The 15,422-nt window shown below is 65.5% G+C and carries 14 protein-coding genes; 8 read left to right on the plus strand and 6 right to left on the minus strand.

Going from position 1 to position 15,422, the window contains the following annotated elements; genetic code table 11:
- The first annotated feature begins 111 nt into the window (after positions 1–111).
- Complete coding sequence (locus tag PKE80_RS12920) at positions 112–630, plus strand: energy transducer TonB family protein (RefSeq protein WP_271182807.1); 519 nt, start codon at positions 112–114, stop codon at positions 628–630.
- Between the two features lie 57 nt (positions 631–687).
- Here PKE80_RS12920 and PKE80_RS12925 read toward each other — a convergent pair whose 3' ends face one another.
- From PKE80_RS12925 to PKE80_RS12935, 3 genes are all read right to left on the minus strand, one after another.
- Positions 688–2,994, minus strand: coding sequence for an acetamidase/formamidase family protein (locus PKE80_RS12925; protein WP_271182808.1), 2,307 nt, complete (start codon positions 2,992–2,994; stop codon positions 688–690).
- A gap of 164 nt (positions 2,995–3,158) precedes the next feature.
- Positions 3,159–4,352 (minus strand): aromatic ring-hydroxylating oxygenase subunit alpha, encoded by a 1,194-nt coding sequence (locus PKE80_RS12930; RefSeq protein ID WP_271182809.1) that lies wholly within the window; start codon positions 4,350–4,352, stop codon positions 3,159–3,161.
- A gap of 108 nt (positions 4,353–4,460) precedes the next feature.
- Positions 4,461–4,946, minus strand: coding sequence for a VOC family protein (locus PKE80_RS12935; protein ID WP_271182810.1), 486 nt, complete (start codon positions 4,944–4,946; stop codon positions 4,461–4,463).
- Between the two features lie 197 nt (positions 4,947–5,143).
- On the opposite strand from PKE80_RS12935, the gene PKE80_RS12940 reads away from it, so the two are divergent.
- Together PKE80_RS12940 and PKE80_RS12945 are read left to right on the plus strand one after the other, a co-directional pair.
- Complete coding sequence (locus PKE80_RS12940; RefSeq protein WP_271182811.1) at positions 5,144–6,235, plus strand: acetamidase/formamidase family protein; 1,092 nt, start codon at positions 5,144–5,146, stop codon at positions 6,233–6,235.
- 43 nt (positions 6,236–6,278) lie between these two features.
- On the plus strand, positions 6,279–7,367 hold the full coding sequence (locus tag PKE80_RS12945; RefSeq protein ID WP_271182812.1) for a hypothetical protein: 1,089 nt from the start codon (positions 6,279–6,281) through the stop codon (positions 7,365–7,367).
- A gap of 3 nt (positions 7,368–7,370) precedes the next feature.
- On the opposite strand, the gene PKE80_RS12950 is transcribed toward PKE80_RS12945, so the two are convergent.
- A complete protein-coding gene (locus PKE80_RS12950) occupies positions 7,371–8,630 on the minus strand; it encodes an MFS transporter (RefSeq protein ID WP_271182813.1) in 1,260 nt (419 codons plus the stop codon).
- Positions 8,631–8,830: 200 nt separating this feature from the next.
- Between PKE80_RS12950 and PKE80_RS12955 the strand changes: the two genes are divergently transcribed.
- The 5 genes from PKE80_RS12955 (at position 8,831) to PKE80_RS12975 (ending at position 12,958) form a co-directional block, all read left to right on the plus strand.
- Positions 8,831–9,670 (plus strand): DODA-type extradiol aromatic ring-opening family dioxygenase, encoded by an 840-nt coding sequence (locus PKE80_RS12955; protein WP_271182814.1) that lies wholly within the window; start codon positions 8,831–8,833, stop codon positions 9,668–9,670.
- Between the two features lie 69 nt (positions 9,671–9,739).
- A complete protein-coding gene (locus tag PKE80_RS12960) occupies positions 9,740–9,946 on the plus strand; it encodes a hypothetical protein (RefSeq protein ID WP_271182815.1) in 207 nt (68 codons plus the stop codon).
- Positions 9,947–9,948: 2 nt separating this feature from the next.
- Positions 9,949–11,295 (plus strand): AtzE family amidohydrolase, encoded by a 1,347-nt coding sequence (locus PKE80_RS12965; protein ID WP_271183148.1) that lies wholly within the window; start codon positions 9,949–9,951, stop codon positions 11,293–11,295.
- A 190-nt stretch (positions 11,296–11,485) separates the two neighbouring features.
- Positions 11,486–12,475 (plus strand): sterol desaturase family protein, encoded by a 990-nt coding sequence (locus PKE80_RS12970; RefSeq protein ID WP_271182816.1) that lies wholly within the window; start codon positions 11,486–11,488, stop codon positions 12,473–12,475.
- Positions 12,476–12,487: 12 nt separating this feature from the next.
- On the plus strand, positions 12,488–12,958 hold the full coding sequence (locus PKE80_RS12975) for a hypothetical protein (protein ID WP_271182817.1): 471 nt from the start codon (positions 12,488–12,490) through the stop codon (positions 12,956–12,958).
- A 6-nt stretch (positions 12,959–12,964) separates the two neighbouring features.
- Here the strand turns inward: PKE80_RS12975 and PKE80_RS12980 are convergent, their stop codons facing one another.
- Together PKE80_RS12980 and PKE80_RS12985 are read right to left on the minus strand one after the other, a co-directional pair.
- Entirely contained in the window at positions 12,965–13,576 is a 612-nt protein-coding gene (locus PKE80_RS12980) for an OmpA family protein (RefSeq protein WP_271182818.1), read from the minus strand.
- Positions 13,573–15,408, minus strand: coding sequence for a cation:proton antiporter (locus tag PKE80_RS12985; protein ID WP_271182819.1), 1,836 nt, complete (start codon positions 15,406–15,408; stop codon positions 13,573–13,575). The genes PKE80_RS12980 and PKE80_RS12985 overlap by 4 nt, the downstream gene beginning before the upstream one ends.
- Positions 15,409–15,422 lie beyond the last annotated feature (14 nt).

Raw genomic sequence — 15,422 nt, forward strand, 5'->3', positions numbered from 1 at the left:
GGGTTCGCGCAATAAACGAGTCGTTTTCCCTGAAAATATGTAAAATTGCGTCTTACGCGTCATATATTGCTTGTCTGAGGTCGATGTGAGACGCATTGGGAGGGTACTCCAATGAACAGGCAGAAGTTTGTTGCAGCCGCTGTCGTGGGTCTTGCTTTGTGCGTAGCGCCGAGTGGCGGCCGGGCAGAAACCGAGACCGATACGCTTTCCGTCATTGCGCCGCCGAGCGTCCAGAACTGGTCGGAGAACGTGTTCCGACAATTCGAGCGTAAGGTCAGGTATCCGGCTCCGATGGGCACGATGCCGGCCAGCGAAGGCATCGTCGCCGTCAAGTTCAATTGCAGCGAAGACGGCGTGCCTTCACAAGTCCAACTCTACAAGACTTCGGGTCACGGCGACCTCGACCGCGCAACGGTGCGCGCGGTGGAGCGCATCGCCACGCTTCACCCGCTGCCGCGCGGGGTGGGGCATGACCAACAGTATATCGTGCGCGTTCTCTTCGCCAATTCGGAGGGTTATGCGCAAAGGAACATGACCCGGCTGCGCGAGGATGCTGCCCGCAGCAATGCATGGGTCGGCCGCAGCGGGGCGACCACGGCGATGCTCGAACTCGTCCCCCCGAAAGGCTGACGCCGCGCGCCCCCGCCTCGACCGTGCGCCTGCCCATGCGGGCGCACGGTCGCTGCTTCAGGCGGCGAACAGGCTCTTGCGGATCACCGCATGCACGCCCCAGTTGCCGTTGGCGACTTGGCTGATCCCGAAATCCACCCCCACCGAGAGCAGTGAGATCGCCTCGTCCTCGGTCAGATCGCGCAAGGTCATCAGGAACCGCCGCGCTTTACGGAACGCATCGCGCATCGCGGCATCGATCGACGATTGCTTGTAGACCTCGCTTTGTGCGTTCGCGCCCAGTTCCTTGAGGTATTCCGGGTGCGAGAAGCCCAGGATCACCCATTCGTCCTTGGTTTCGATCAGCGGATAATCGATGTCGCGGATGTATTTGCGGCTGGTCTTGGCGGGGTGGAGGATGACCTGGATCACCGCTGTCATCGAACACTCGATGGCCGTTCCGCACAGTTCGCTGTCGCCCTGGCTGGCATGGGGATCGCCCATCGACAGCAGCCCGCCCGGCACCCCCACCGGCAGGAAGCAGCTTGATCCCGCCCCCAGCCGCCAGTTGTCGATATTGCCGCCGAAGTTGGCGGGCGGCACCGAATCGATCAGTTCCGAATGCGCGGGCGCCAGCGCGATCACCCCGAAGTGCGGGCGCACCGGGATCGTCACGTCGCGCAGCACGTCGAAGTTGCGGGTGATGGTCTCGGGATCGACCGGCACGCCGGGATAGTCGTAGCGCTCGTGGACCACGCCCGAAGGGTCGGTCTGCGGGGTCCAGCGATAGGAATAGACCGCCTGCGCGGTGGCGCGGCCGGGTTCGTTGTCGATCTCGTAGATCGTGATGACCTCGCGCTGCTTGGGCTCGGTCAGCAGGTCGTTGTAGTGGTAGCCCCAGTAGGCCGCGACGTTGGAGCCGAAGGCGCGCCCGGCGAACAGCGGGTTCTGGCTGGGGCGGTTCTCCATGTCGAGGATGCGGACCTCGATCACGTCGCCGGGGCGGGCGCCCTCGACCGCGATCGGCCCGGTGCAGATGTGGACGCCGAAACCCTCGCCGGGGCCGCGACCCAGGGCCGAGGCGTCGAACGGCCCGGCGCCGCGCCGTTCCACCGCCTTGCCCTCGGCGGTCCAGTGGAACACGGCTTCCGCGCCCGCGTCGCCCTCGATCATGCGTTCGGCATCGTCGTTGGCGTGGTGGGTGAGCGTCTCGATTGTCACGTAGTCGCCCGAGCGGACTTCGAGCGCCGGTTGCAGCGAACGGCTGAAATAGCCCCAGTGGATCGTGTCGGGCCGTGCGGGCAGGAAGTGATGGCGGCGCGATCGTGCGGCATCGTCGAGGCTGGGCAGGCCGCTGAGGACGCTGGGCGGCTCGCGGTTGTCCATGCGCACGTCGCGCGCCTTTTCGGGCCGTCCGCGGCGCGGAGTTTCGGCCGCGCTCGTCGCGATCTCGGGGGACTTGCGGTACTCGCGCGGGCTCATCCCGTACTGCTCGCGGAAGGCGCGGGAGAACGACGCGCTGTCGTTGAAGCCCCACTGGAACAGGATTTCCGAGATCGAACGCTGCGCATGGAGCGGGCTGCCGAGATCGAGGCGGCAGCGCTCCAGCCTGCGCAGCTTCACGTAATGGCCGAAGCTCTCGCCGTGGCTCTCGAACAGCTTCTGCAGGTAGCGCGGCGAGATGTTGTGCTCGGCGGCGATCTGGTGGGTGTTGAGGTTGGGGTCGGAGAGCCGCATCTCGATCGACTGGAACACCCGCTCCAGGATCGCCGCGCGTCCGCCCGCCGCGCCGCCCAGTTGCTTGGCGGGGGCGCGGTCGAGCAGGGTGGCGGCGATCATCTCGGGCAGGGCCAGTTCGACCGGGCGGATCTGGTCGTCGGAGATATCGAGGATGGTGTCGGCGACGGTGCGCAGCAGGCTCGACATCATGCGGCCGACGGCGGTGTCGGCGATGAGGTCGCTGATCTCGGTCGGCAGCTGCGAGCGGGATTTGAGCGCGGGCAGGCTGTGCGGCACCTTGACGATGAGCAGGCGGAAATCGCCTTCCATGGCGATGCGGCAGCGGGTGTCGCCGCCGCCGTAGACCATGTCGCCCTCGCCGATCTCGACCTCGCGGTCTCCGCTGCTGGCGGCGATGCGGCCTTCGAGCAGGAGGACGAGCCAGAAACAGCGCGCCTCCTGCCGGAAATCGAGGGTCATCGCCTGCGCGGTGCCGGTGCAGCGGACGAACTGGATCTTCTGCCCGCTGGTGAAGCTGACGAGGTCTCCATAGATGTCCTCGTTCTCGGATTCGAGTTCCAGCGACACGCGCTGCAATGCGAAGCGCCACGCCTGCAATCGCTGGTCGTGGGGATAGGCATTGGTGGTCAAGCGCACGCCGGTCATGCCGGGAAATTCCTTCTTCGCGTCCCTGCCGTTCGACGCGACGCGCCGTCGGCATTTCCCCATTTCCCGTCATTGCGAGCGGAGCGAAGCAATCCAGGGCAGCACCGCGCTGCCCTGGATTGCTTCGCTCCGCTCGCAATGACGAGCGAGGTCATGACCGCAGCCTATCCAACGTTTTCGAGCTTCGCCAGACGCTTGTGTGCAGTGCGGTAACGGTGGACCAGCCACTTGTTGAACTGGCCTTGCGCGCCTTCCTGCCACGAATAGCGGCCGCGCGGGGCGAAGCGCGAGCGCAGGCCCTTCTGCACCAGTTCGTCGACGTGGAAGTCCTGCGCGATGATGTGTGCGGTGGCGCGCATGTTCATGTCGAGCTTGTGGTCGAACGTCGGGTCCTTCATCGCGCCCGGCGCGAACAGCAGGCCGGTGTCCATCTCCAGCGATTCCGGGCCGTCGGGCCGCAAGATCAGGTAGATCACCATGTCGCTCATCATGATGAGGCTGAGCGAGGGCGGCACGTTGGCGAAGGTCATCCGGTTTCGCATTTCGTCCGAAAGGCCCGGGAAGATCGGCAGCACCGCGCGCTGGGTGGCGTTGAAGCTGGCGTCGGGGTGGAGCGTGCCGTTGAAGCGCAGGAACCCGGCGTCCTCGGGCTCGGAATGCGGGAACTCGGCCTTGCCGGACGGCACGAAGTCATGCAGCGGCCCGGCGTGGAGGCGGCTGGCGTGGTAGCCGTCGTTGTTGTTCTCGAACATCACCTTCCAGTTCCACGGCAGCCTGGCGCCCTCCTCGGGCTTCGGGCCTTCGGCAGAGGCGAGGTCGTAGCCCGCGATCGCCTCGGCCACGCCGGTCAGGCGGGGGGCGAGCGGTGCGGCGTTCTCGTCGAAGTTGATGAAGACGAAGCCGTTCCAGATCTCGACCGCGAAGCGCGGCAGGCTGTTCGCCTTGCGGTCGAAGTTGCAGGTCTTGTTCATCGCCGGTGCGGCGACCAGCGTGCCGTCGAGCGAATAGCTCCAGTGGTGGTAGGGGCACAGGAACCCGCGTGCGTTGCCGCTGCGTTCGGCCACCAGCATCGCGCGGTGCTGGCACACCGCCGACATCGCCCGCACCTGCCCTTCGAGGGTGCGCGAGACGATGATCGGCTCGTTGATGGTGCGGGTGGTGAAGTAATCGCCCGGCTTGGGAATCCAGTCCTCGCGCCCGACGCACTGCCACTCGGCGTAATAGAGCGCGTCCTTCTCGAACTCGTAGAAGTCTTGAGAGGTGTAGCACGCGGGCGGCAGCGTCACCGCGTCCTCGAGGTTCACGGCCGAGGCGGAGAGGGATTCGATGAAGTCGTCCGTCATGGTTGGCGCGGGCATGTGACCATCCTGAGTGCTGTTATGGGTAGGCTAGGTGCCGTTGAGTGCCGTCAGGTGCATTTGTGCATGCGGCACCTGCGAAGGCAATATTGCATTTGCGAGAAAGGCTTACTCGCGGGTGTAATTGTCTGGAATCCTGGGAGGATCTCCGGCCTTGCCCCAGAGCAGGATCTCGTTGCCCCACGGGTCGCGGAAACAGTGGTTGAGGCCGTTGAAGGTGCTCCAGAAGTGATTGCGCCACAGCACCGTGGCGCCGCGCTCCTCGGCGGCGGAAAGGATGCGTTCGGGGGTGTCGTCGTCGCTGATGAGCACCCAGATGCGCGGTTTCCGGCCCTCTGCGGCGATTTCGCGCGGAGCGATGCCTTCGGCGTCGGGGTGCGGGCGGGCGTTGGCGGGGTCGAAGATGCCGACATGCAGGTTGCCGATCTGACTGTCGGTGCCGTCGGGATTGGGGACCATGCCGCCCGGCACCATGCGGTGATAGACGCCCTCGGGCTTGTGATCGTCGCGCCAGCCGAAGACTTCGGCGTAGAAGCGTGCCGCGGCGGCCGGATCGTCGGCGGGCAGATCGACGAAGATGAGCGTGTTGGGCATGGGTCTTGGCTTCCTTCTCGTGTGCCTCACGGTCTGCGCCAGATGCGCGCGCGGCTCTTGGCGGCAGGCGTCCGGTTTGTTGACGAGGGCGACGAGCCGCGCCTCGAGCCAACTACCAGTGCGCTGACGGCCAAGACCCTTTTCGTCCCTCGGGAGAGAGTGAAGCGGTCGATCCTCCACTCTACAAAGGACACTGCATGGCTTCGGTCACCACTCTGACATCGGCGAAGGCGGACACGCGGCCCTCGGCGATCTGGCATCTCAAGGCCACGCCGGAGACGATCCACTGGGGCTACTTCTCGCCCGAGATCAAGCCGGCGCTCAGGATCAAAAGTGGCGATCTGGTGCAGGCCGAAGCAATTACCCACCACGCAGGCGACGCGCCTGAACTGATGTTCGACGAAGGCGTGGAGCGCATCTTCCGCGAGGTCGATCCCGCCAGCCGCGCGCCCGGCGTCCACATCATGACAGGCCCGATCTACATCGAGGACGCCGAGCCGGGCGACATGATCGAGGTGCGCTATCTGCAGATGACGCCGCGCAACAACTACGGCTCCAACCTCGCGGCGAACTGGGGGCATCTGTATGAGGAGTTCGGCAGGAAGGAGCGGGTGACGATCTACGAGCTGGACCCCAGCGCCAACACCGCCCACGCCCTTTATGCCTACGATTTCCCGGGCGAGTACCTCGTCCCCGGCACCATCACCAACTGCCCGGTGTGCGACCGGCACCCGGCGCTGCCCGGCATCACCATCCCCGCCCGTCCGCATCTGGGCACGGCGGGCGTGGCGCCGGCGGTGGACGCGCCGGTCTCGACCATCCCGCCGGGGCGGCACGGCGGCAACATCGACAACTGGCGCATCGGCGCGGGCTCGACGATGTTCTACAAGTGCCAGGTCAAGGGCGGGCTGTTCTCGATCGGCGACCCCCATGTCAGCCAGGGCGACGGCGAGATCAGCGGCACCGCGATCGAGGCGTCGCTCGACTGCCTGTTCCAGATCATCCTGCGCAAGGACTTTTCCTTCCCCTCGCCGCTGCTGGAGACGCCCGAGAACTGGATCGTCCACGGCTTCGGCGAGGATCTCGATCAGGCGATGAAGAACTGCTCGATGGACATGCTGCACCTGCTCCACGAGCAGCAGGGGCTGAGCAAGGAGGACGCCTATTCGCTGATGAGCGTGGCGACCGATTTCGGCGTGACGCAGGTGGTGGACGGCACGCTGGGCGTCCACGCGCGGATCGAGCGGCGCATCTTCCCGGGCAAGGGCACGGTGATCGACCCGACTTGAAGATGCGCGGCCAAGAACTCTGAAATACTACGAAATTGTTCCGTTGCCTTTCGGCTCCATCGGGGTATCCGACCGAGGCGACCCGAAGGACGGAACTTATCCGCCTTTCAGCCTGACCCGGGGCCTTATCGGCCACCGGGTCATTTTTTTGCCATCGCTGCTTGAACGGCTACGAAAATCCGTAAAATCCACTAGCTTATCGTTAACGAAGCCTCGCCGCGGCTTCGTCGGGGGCTGTTGCGGCGACGAGGGGCTGATGGACACGAACTGGAGGGCCGGTAGTGCCGGCGATACGCATATCTCGATCGCGCAAGTACGCGCGCATCCGCGCTTCGAGGATGCCAAGGCGCTGCTCATCGACGGGCTGGCAGGCCTTTACATTGACGACGCTCGGCTGCGCACGCTTATCGAATACGAGAAGGGGGTTACGTTCATGCTGATCGCCTCGCTCGACGCGCTGCGCGATCCCGACGATCCGGCGGGCGGTGTATCGATGCAAGTGCTGAACGAAGTGCTGCCCAACATGGGTATAGCACCCGGCAGGCGGATCGCCGATCTCGTTGCCAACTTGCGCCGGGACCTGCTGCTGGATGTCGTGCCTGACCCCAGGGATCGCCGAGCCCGGCTGCTGCGCGCCACCGAGCGCGGGGTCGCGGCCGATTGCGAATGGCTGGCGGTTTTCCATGCGCCGCTCGCGCTATTGCGCCCGGACGTCGATTACCGGCCGGCGCTGGAGCGGCAGACGAGTTTCCAGAAAGCCTTTCGCATCGCCGGCCTCAGTACGCTCGACATCGCCAATGAGATCATGAGCGCCAATCCGCCGATGGACTATTTCGTGCAGGAGGCGGTGGGCTTTCGGGTGCTGATGATCCTGATGCAGTCCGTACGCGGCAATCCGGACAATCGCACGGCACCGGGCTTCTATTCACGGGCCGGCGGGCAGGGCGGTGTCTCCCGCACCCATGTCCGCAACGTGCTCAAGGGTGCGGCGGAGCGTGGTTTCGTCACGCTGTCCGAGCGGCCGGGGGACTATGTGGAACTGTCCCAGACCCTCATCGACGCTTTCGACCGATGGGTGGGGGAGAGTCTATCGTCGATCGATCGGGTCCGTACGCTCAGCGGACACCCCTGAGCATCAACCTGTCGCCATTGCGAGATCTCCGGAGGCAACGGGCTTGACCGGACGTACGCGGGTGCGCCCGTCGGCACCGATGCCAGGGAGGAAGAACAGCAGGGCCATTCCCGCTCCCAGCACCACGATGATCACCAGTGCAGCCTCGTTATAGGAGCCGGTGGCGCCGTAACTGAGATCCATCGCCGCCGGGGTCAGTCCCTGTGCCAGGATGACGGCGGCGTAGAGCACCGCGTTGATCGATCCGAAATGCCTGAGGCCGAAGTAGCGCGAGCAGAAGTAGGGTAACGCCGCATATTCTGCGCCCATACCGATACCGAGCAGGACGCCTGCGGCGGTGGCGGCAAGACCGCCCTGTCCGAACTGCAGAAGCCCAAGTCCCGCCATGGCGGCGGCATACATCGGCACGATCAGCAGCGGCGTACGCAGCTTGTCCAGCATTCCGCCGGTCACCACCTGCCACGCCGCCGTGACAAGCGCGAAAGTCGCGACAACACCGGTCGCCTGGCCAAGGCCGAAGCCGCGATCGGTCATCATCGGCACAACATGGGTGAACACCGCCGTCATGCCGCCCGCGCCGCTCGCAACGGCGAGCAACAGCAGCCAGAAGCGGCGGGTCGATGCCGCCTCGCGCAACGTCATGCCCTCGAACACGCGCTCGGGTTGATCGTCCTTGCGGGAGACGTGGCCGGGCGTGTCGTGCAGCCAGAACCACATGATCGGAAAGCCCAGCAGCAGAACGATCGCGCCGATCGCGCCGTACGTCGCGCGCCACCCGATCAGCGGCAGCAGGATGCCTGCCACTACCGGCATCAAGGTCGCGCCGACGCCGTTGCCGATCCCGGCAGTCACCCCCAGCATCAGCCCGCGCCGGGCGTCGAACCAGTTCGACACGATCTTGGCGATCATCGGCGAGGCGCATGTCGCGCCCGCCAGCCCGATGAGACCGTACTGGAGGTAGAACAGCCAGAGGCTGCCGCTCGTCTGCGACAGGCTGGCCACCAGCAGCGCGAGGGCCACGTTGCCTCCCATGATCATGGGTCGTGCTCCGACACGGTCCATGGTGCGCCCGATCAACGGATAGCTTGCCGCCGCGATGATCGCGATTAGGCCCAGCACGCCCGACACCGCCGCGCGCGACCAGCCCAGGTCCTGCGAGATCGGCACCAGGAACGTCCCGAAGGTCGCGCTGATCGCGGCAGTGAGGCAGACGAGGTTGCCGGTAGTGGCAGCGATCGCAAGGCGGGTAGAAGCGCTCGGCATGGGCAGGTCTCCGGTTCCGATTGCCGGAGTAAAGGCGCGCCGCGTGCCGATCCCAAGTGTTTATAGGTGCGCCGCAACAATTCCTTCGCGCGCCGTCAACTATGGGTCCTTGCACGAGAGCGCGCTCGACCCGACTTTGCACCCAGCGACCCGTGGGGTCGAAAATTGCCCGCGAGATCAACCAGGGACGATTCGCCAAGATGAATGCTCAGACGGCCGACATGACGGTTTCCTCGACGCAGATGCCCACCTTTTTCATTCCGCATGGAGGCGGTCCGTGCTTCTTCATCGACTGGTCGGTGATGGGCGGCCCCGCCGACACGTGGGACAAGACCGAGGCGTGGTTGCGCGCGCTCGTCTCGACACTCCCGGAAAAGCCGAAGGGTATCGTCGTGATCTCGGGGCATTGGGAGGAGTCGGCATTCACCGCATCTACCGCGGTAGAGCCGGGGATGATCTACGATTACTACGGATTCCCGCCGCATACTTACGAGCTGAAATACCCGGCGCCGGGCTCCCCCGCGCTGGCGGAGCGCGTCGTGGAACTGCTGAAGGGTGCGGGCCTGCCCGCCCGCACCGATCCCGCCCGCGGCTTCGATCACGGTGTATTCGTACCCTTCCTGCTGGTCGATCCGGACGCTACGATCCCGGTCGTGCCGCTTTCGCTCAAGGCGGACCTCGATCCCGCCGAGCATATCGCCGCAGGCAAGGCGTTGGAGCCGCTGCGCGAGGAGGGCGTGCTGATCGTCGGCTCGGGCATGAGCTACCACAACATGCGCGGTTTCCGCACGCCGGCTGCGACCCGGCCCTCGGCGGTGTTCGACCAATGGCTGACGGGAGCGGTCGAAGCCACGCCCAAAGAGCGTGAAACGTTGCTTTCGCATTGGGCCGAGGCGCCTGCGGGCCGCCAGTCGCACCCGCGCGAGGAGCATCTGCTGCCGCTGATGGTAGCGGCCGGGGCGGGTGGGGTCTCGGCCGGACGCAAGGTGTTCGGTGACAACGTCATGATGGCGGACATCTCGGCCTATCGGTTCGGGTAAAGGCCCCCTTGCCGCTAGATCGCAAGACTGTAAGGGTGGCCCTTCGATCGATGGCGAGCGAGGGAGATCATGCTGGTGGCCGAAACGAGCGGAAAAGCGGCACCTCCGAGCGAGGGCAGCCTGCGCACGCGCATGGCCGAGGCGGGCGTTTCCGCTCCTGAGGAGTGCTTGCCGGGCGTCCTGTCCAACCTGATCGTCCTGCAGGACCACGTCGCCACCTTGCGCGCCTTTGCGCTCGATCCACGCAGTGCCAGCGCCATGCGGTTCGAGGCTTGAGCATGTCCCTCGCGCCGTTATCCGCTATCGTCATGGCCGCCAAGGTGCGCGGCGGCGACATCTCCGCCGTCCAATTGGCGACGCTGGCCTTCGAAAAAGCCGAGCAACTCGGCGGGGAGTGTAGCGGCTTTACGCGGCTGCTGCGACGGCGTGCGCTGGCGCGGGCGGCGGCGGTCGACAAGCTGGTCGAGGCTGGGCTCGATCCCGGCCCACTGGCAGGCGTGCCCTTCGGCGTGGCGGACCTGTTCGACGTGGCCGGAGAGATCACCACCGCAGGGTCGCGCACACGGCGCAATGCGGCGTTCGCCAGCCGTGACTCCAAGGCGATCGCGCTGCTCGAAGCAGCGGGCGCAGTGCTTGTCGGCACGCAGAACATGGACGAATTCGGCTACGGCTTCGTCACCATGAATGCCGAGTACGGCACGACGCGCAACCCCCACGATCCTTCGCGCGTCGCGGGCGGCGCGGCGGGCGGTTCGGCAGTGGCGGTGGCTACTGGCGTGGTCCCGCTCAGCCTTGCTTTCGACACCAATGGATCGCTGCGCGTGCCTGCGGGGCTGACCGGGGTAATCGGCCTCAAGCCCACTTACGGCGACCTACCGCGCGAAGGCATGTATCCTTTCGTGGAGAGCCTCGATGTCGTGGGCGTGCTCGGCCGCGATCTCGATGACGTGGCGCTGGTCCGCACGATCCTGCGCGAAGGCGCACCCGAGCGGCAGGAGCCCCTGCGCGGCGAGATTTCCTTCGGCCGCTTGATGAGTTGGTTCGACGACAACATTTCCGAAGAGATGCGCGGACCGCTCGATGCGTTCTGGAGCCGCCTCGGCCGCATCAGCTTCGAACTGCCCCATTCCGAGATTGCCCGCGCCGCCGCCTCGGTCATTATCGCGGCCGAGGGTGCCAGCCTGCACCGCCCCGCGCTGGAGGCCGACCCGATGCAATTCGAGCCCCCGGTGCGCGATCGCATGCTGGCAGGTCTGCTATTGCCGAGCGACGATTACCTTGCCGCGCAGCGTTTCCGGAGCTGGATTCAGGCGCGCCTGCGCCGCCAGTTCGAGCTGGCCGACGTCCTCTTCACCCCCGCCGCGCCGGGCTTCGCGCCGACCATTGCCGATCCGGTGATGACGTTCGAGGGCAAGACGATCCCGGCTCGCAGCCACCTCGGCATCTACACGCAGCCGATCAGCCTGATGGGGCTGCCCGCACTGGTGCTGCCGCTGGCGGGCGACTTCGCGATGCCGCTGGGCATCCAGTTGATCAGCGCGGCCGGACATGAGCCATTGCTCTTCCGCGCGGCGCGGCAACTGATCGACAAGGGCCTTTGCGCGGTGCCGCTCCCGCCCGAGTGATGGCCAGCGCAATGGGCGATGCGCGGGGCCGGAGCCCACTTGTATAGCGGAAGACGGCAGAAATCCGGATTTCGTGACATTATTTTTGCAGTGCACAAAGAGGGAATGGACAGCCGCAAAGGTTTGGTATTACCATATCAAAATTTAGTATTACCGGCGTGGGTGGTCGGGTATTACGAGGGCGGGTGATATGGACGGAGTTCGCGTAGGCAAGAGGCTGATCGGTACGCAGTCGCCGGTCACGGTGGGCTGGGAAAACATCCCGCGCGTAGAGGGCGGCCCGGTGAAACAGTTCGTCTTCACCTGGTTTCAGCCTGCAGTGCTGATCGCGTTGGTGACCTTCTGGCTCTGCGCACCCGATTCCATCGCCAAGGCCTCGACCGCGATCGGTATCGGGATCGGTTTTAAGGCGCTGCTTTATTGCCTCGAATGGGTGAACCCGCGCCACGACAGCTGGCGGCTTACCTGGAAGGAACTGGTCACCGACCTGTTCTACGTCGGCATAAGCTATACGCTGGTCAAGTATGCCGGCAAGCACATCGGCAGCGACGCCATGGTCGGGGCCATCCAGCATGCCTTCGACTGGGAGAAATTCTCATGGTTCAAGGAGATGCCGCTGCTTGTTCAGGCGTTCCTGATCTCCTTCATCTTTGATTTCGGGCAGTATTGGATGCATCGCGGGATGCACAACTGGTATCCGCTATGGCTCACCCATTCGGTCCATCACTACATCACGCAGCTCAACATCAACAAGGGTGCGGTCGGGAATCCGGTCGAATTGTTCCTGATCGGGCTGGGCATCGGCGGGTTCTTCGATTTCCTGCCGCGCGCGGCGCTGCTGGCCGGAGCGATCGGCATGGCGGTCGGCACGTACCAGCACATCAACGTGCGCTTCAACACGCCCCGCCTGTGGCGCTTCCTGTTCAACACCACCGAGCACCACAGCGTTCACCACTCGCAGGATTTCGAGGCGAGCCGCAGCAATTACGCGGGCACCTATATCTTCATCGACCGCATGTTCGGCACTTGTGTCGATGGCGAGGCGGAACTTCTCGGCATGGAAGGCGGCCGCCGCATGTCGATCCGCGAGCAGATGACCTACCCCTTCACCGAAGCCTGGAGGACCACGAAATCCGCCGTCCAGGTACGCTTCCAGCCCACCGCCGTCCCGGCCGAATAGGGAGACTTTCGCGTGGACCTTCCCTTAATAGACCGGATCTGGCGCGTTCGGGGATCGCTGGCGCTCGAAGTGCGGCGCACGCCTCGGGACGCCTTCGCGCGCCTCGACCACTTGTTTCGCGCGGTCGGCACGACCTTCCGCATCGATGGCGATACACTGGCCTTCAGCAAGAAGGATCCGATCGCACAGGACCGGATGGCCATCTTCAACCACGGCGCGTTGTGGGTGGAGGATGACGGGCAAAGCGCCGAACTGCGCTACGACCTGAACAGCCCGACCTTGCGGCTCTGCTTCTTCCTGCCGTTCCTGTTCCTAGGCATCGCCTGGCTGCTTAAGGAGTCGCGCAATCCGGCCTTCGTCTTCGCTGGTATCTTCACGGTGCTCTACGTCGTTGGTCGGATTCTGGAGCCGTGGCTGATCCGATCGGCCTTCCGCAAGAGCCTTGCCGACGCGGAGTCCGTTGCCGAAACCGCGCCGGTCTGACCCGCTTTACTCCCTCTTCGCGGCCGGAGTTTCCTCGACCTGCGGCGGTGCGGGAAGATCGACCTTGATCTCCACCCGCCGGTTTTTCGCCCGGCCCTCCATATCGTCGGTGCCGTCGAGGTTCCGGTTCGGCGTGATCGGCCGCGCTTCGCCGAGGGCGATCACGGTGATGCGGTCGCGCGGCACGTTGTTCTTCACCAGATAGCCGCGCACGGCCTCGGCCCGGCGGCGCGAGGCGGCGAGGTTCTGCTCATCGGACCCCTTGGAATCGCTGTGACCCCAGATGGTGATCGGGCCGCCAGCCCGGAACGAAGGGTGCGTCATCAGATCGTCGATCATCGCGAGGCCCGCCGCGTCAGGCTCGGAACCCGTGGCGGGGAAGGGGACGACGATCGTTTCCGGCTGCAGCACCGGTGTTTCGCTAGGTTCGGGATCAATCTCCGCGCGGATGATCGACTTCTTTACCAACTCCGGCTCGACCGCGTCGGAGGCATCGGCCGCCGCTTCGCTCTGGTCGTCCTGCGGGGCCTTGCCGGGCTGGCAGGCGCTGACAGCAAGCCCGATCGCGGCGGCGGACAGCCAGTGCGCTGCGCCTTCCGGAAGTTTCAGTCCTCTCATGCGGTCGCCTCCTTTTTGTGGGGTTGGGCCGGGTTGTCGGGATCGGAATGGCGCGAGGGGCCGTAGGACACCACGATGTCCCCCGCCTGCGGCGTCGGCCTCGACGCATGGGTGAAGAAGCGGATACGGCCGTCCTTGCGGAGCACGAACAACATATCCGCCTCGTCCGGCAGCGAGGAGCGGGCATCGGTGAAGTCGAACTGCTCGCTGATCCGCGTCTTGCGGAAGGTCCAGCCCGCCGTCTCGCGCTCCATGATCTCCTCGACGCCGTGCCCGGCGGCGAACATCGCGCGTCCGCGCAGGGCTTCGGGGAGGCTGCGGTGGTCCTCGTCATCGCCGCTGCCGCCGAGCTGGTACACCGCATCGCGGCCAATCTCTGGCGCGAATTCGTTACAGACGAGGGCATTGTAGGCCTCGTTCTCCGTCGTCGCGACGAGCACCTGGAACTGCGTGAGGTCCAGCCGTTCCTCGGTCGTCTCGGCCAGGATCTCGCCGTGATAGGTGGCAATGCCCGCCTGTCGCGGTGCGGCGAGGCGCTGCCAGCTGGCGTCGGAAATCATCACCGGCAGGTCGAGCGACTTGAGCTGGCGGGCAAGCGACAGGCTCCACGGCGTGCTGCCGACGATCAGCAGCCCCTTCTGCGGCGCGCCCATGACGCCGAGCCAGCGCGCGACGTACCGGATGCTGAACCCGTGCGCCACGATCGTCGCCACCACCACGGAGAACGACAGCGTGACGAGGATGCTGCCATCGCCATATCCCAGTTGATCGAGGCGCAACGCGAACAGGCCGGAGACTGCGACCGCAACGACACCGCGCGGCGCGATCCACGCGACCAGCAACCGCTCATTCCACGGAATCTTGCTGAAGGCCAGCGCGACCAGCACCGTTGCCGGGCGGACGAGGAACAGCAGCGCGAGGAGGAAGGCGATGAAGCGCCACTCAAACAGGCGCAGCACCTCGAAGTTGAGCGACGCCGACAGGAGCACGAAGACGCCCGAAATGAGGAGGACGGTGACGTTCTCCTTGAACGGGTGAATGTCGCGCAGGGAATCGAGGCGCATGTTGGCCACCGCGACGCCCATCACCGTCACGGCGAGCAGGCCGGTCTCCTGCTGGATCAGGTTGGAAAGCACGAATGTCCCGATCACCGCCACCAGCAGGACCGGGGCCTTGAGATATTCGGGCACGTGGCCGCGCGGGAAGGCCCAGGCGATCGCGCGCGCCGTGGCATAGCCGATGAGCCCGGCGACCACCGCCGCGCCCAGCAGCGCGGCGACGACCGAGAGCAGGGTGCCGCCTTCATCGACGCGGCGCAGGTACTCGTAAGTGATGACGGCGCAGAGCGCGCCGAAGGGATCGTTGACGATCGCTTCCCACTTGAGGATCGCGCGCGGGCGCGGGGCGACGTTGCTCTGGCGCAGCAGCGGGATCACCACCGTCGGCCCGGTCACCACGAGAATCCCCGCGAATAGGATCGCGACCGGCCAGACAAGGCCGGCCACGTAGTAGCAGGCGAGGGTGCCGAGCACCCAGCCCAGCGGGATGCCGATCAGCATGAGCCGGGTGACTGCGCCCTCGGTCTTGCGCAGTTCGCGGAAGTTCAGGCTGAGGCCGCCTTCGAACAGGATGAGCGCCACCGCCACCGAAACCATGGGTTCGAGAAGTTCGCCGAAAGTCCGTTCCGGCACGATCAGCCCGGTCACCGGCCCGGCAAGGACACCGGCGGCGAGCATGAGGGCGATGGCAGGCCAACCAGTACGCCAGGCGATCCACTGCGCGCCGATCCCGAGAATACCGATCAGCGCGAAGACGAGGGCTTGTTGCTCCATAGACAGGAGGTAAC

The sequence above is a fragment of the Novosphingobium resinovorum genome, from assembly GCF_027922145.1.
In the GTDB taxonomy this organism is placed as follows: domain Bacteria; phylum Pseudomonadota; class Alphaproteobacteria; order Sphingomonadales; family Sphingomonadaceae; genus Novosphingobium; species Novosphingobium resinovorum.

Coding starts and splice junctions, on each gene's coding strand:
- PKE80_RS12925 (WP_271182808.1), bottom strand. CDS start 2,994: ATGACCGGCGTGCGCTTGACCACCAATGCCTATCCCCACGACCAGCGA.
- PKE80_RS12920 (WP_271182807.1), top strand. CDS start 112: ATGAACAGGCAGAAGTTTGTTGCAGCCGCTGTCGTGGGTCTTGCTTTG.
- PKE80_RS12940 (WP_271182811.1), top strand. CDS start 5,144: ATGGCTTCGGTCACCACTCTGACATCGGCGAAGGCGGACACGCGGCCC.
- PKE80_RS12965 (WP_271183148.1), top strand. CDS start 9,949: ATGTCCCTCGCGCCGTTATCCGCTATCGTCATGGCCGCCAAGGTGCGC.
- PKE80_RS12985 (WP_271182819.1), bottom strand. CDS start 15,408: ATGGAGCAACAAGCCCTCGTCTTCGCGCTGATCGGTATTCTCGGGATC.
- PKE80_RS12955 (WP_271182814.1), top strand. CDS start 8,831: ATGAATGCTCAGACGGCCGACATGACGGTTTCCTCGACGCAGATGCCC.
- PKE80_RS12930 (WP_271182809.1), bottom strand. CDS start 4,352: ATGCCCGCGCCAACCATGACGGACGACTTCATCGAATCCCTCTCCGCC.
- PKE80_RS12980 (WP_271182818.1), bottom strand. CDS start 13,576: ATGAGAGGACTGAAACTTCCGGAAGGCGCAGCGCACTGGCTGTCCGCC.
- PKE80_RS12970 (WP_271182816.1), top strand. CDS start 11,486: ATGGACGGAGTTCGCGTAGGCAAGAGGCTGATCGGTACGCAGTCGCCG.
- PKE80_RS12935 (WP_271182810.1), bottom strand. CDS start 4,946: ATGCCCAACACGCTCATCTTCGTCGATCTGCCCGCCGACGATCCGGCC.
- PKE80_RS12950 (WP_271182813.1), bottom strand. CDS start 8,630: ATGCCGAGCGCTTCTACCCGCCTTGCGATCGCTGCCACTACCGGCAAC.
- PKE80_RS12960 (WP_271182815.1), top strand. CDS start 9,740: ATGCTGGTGGCCGAAACGAGCGGAAAAGCGGCACCTCCGAGCGAGGGC.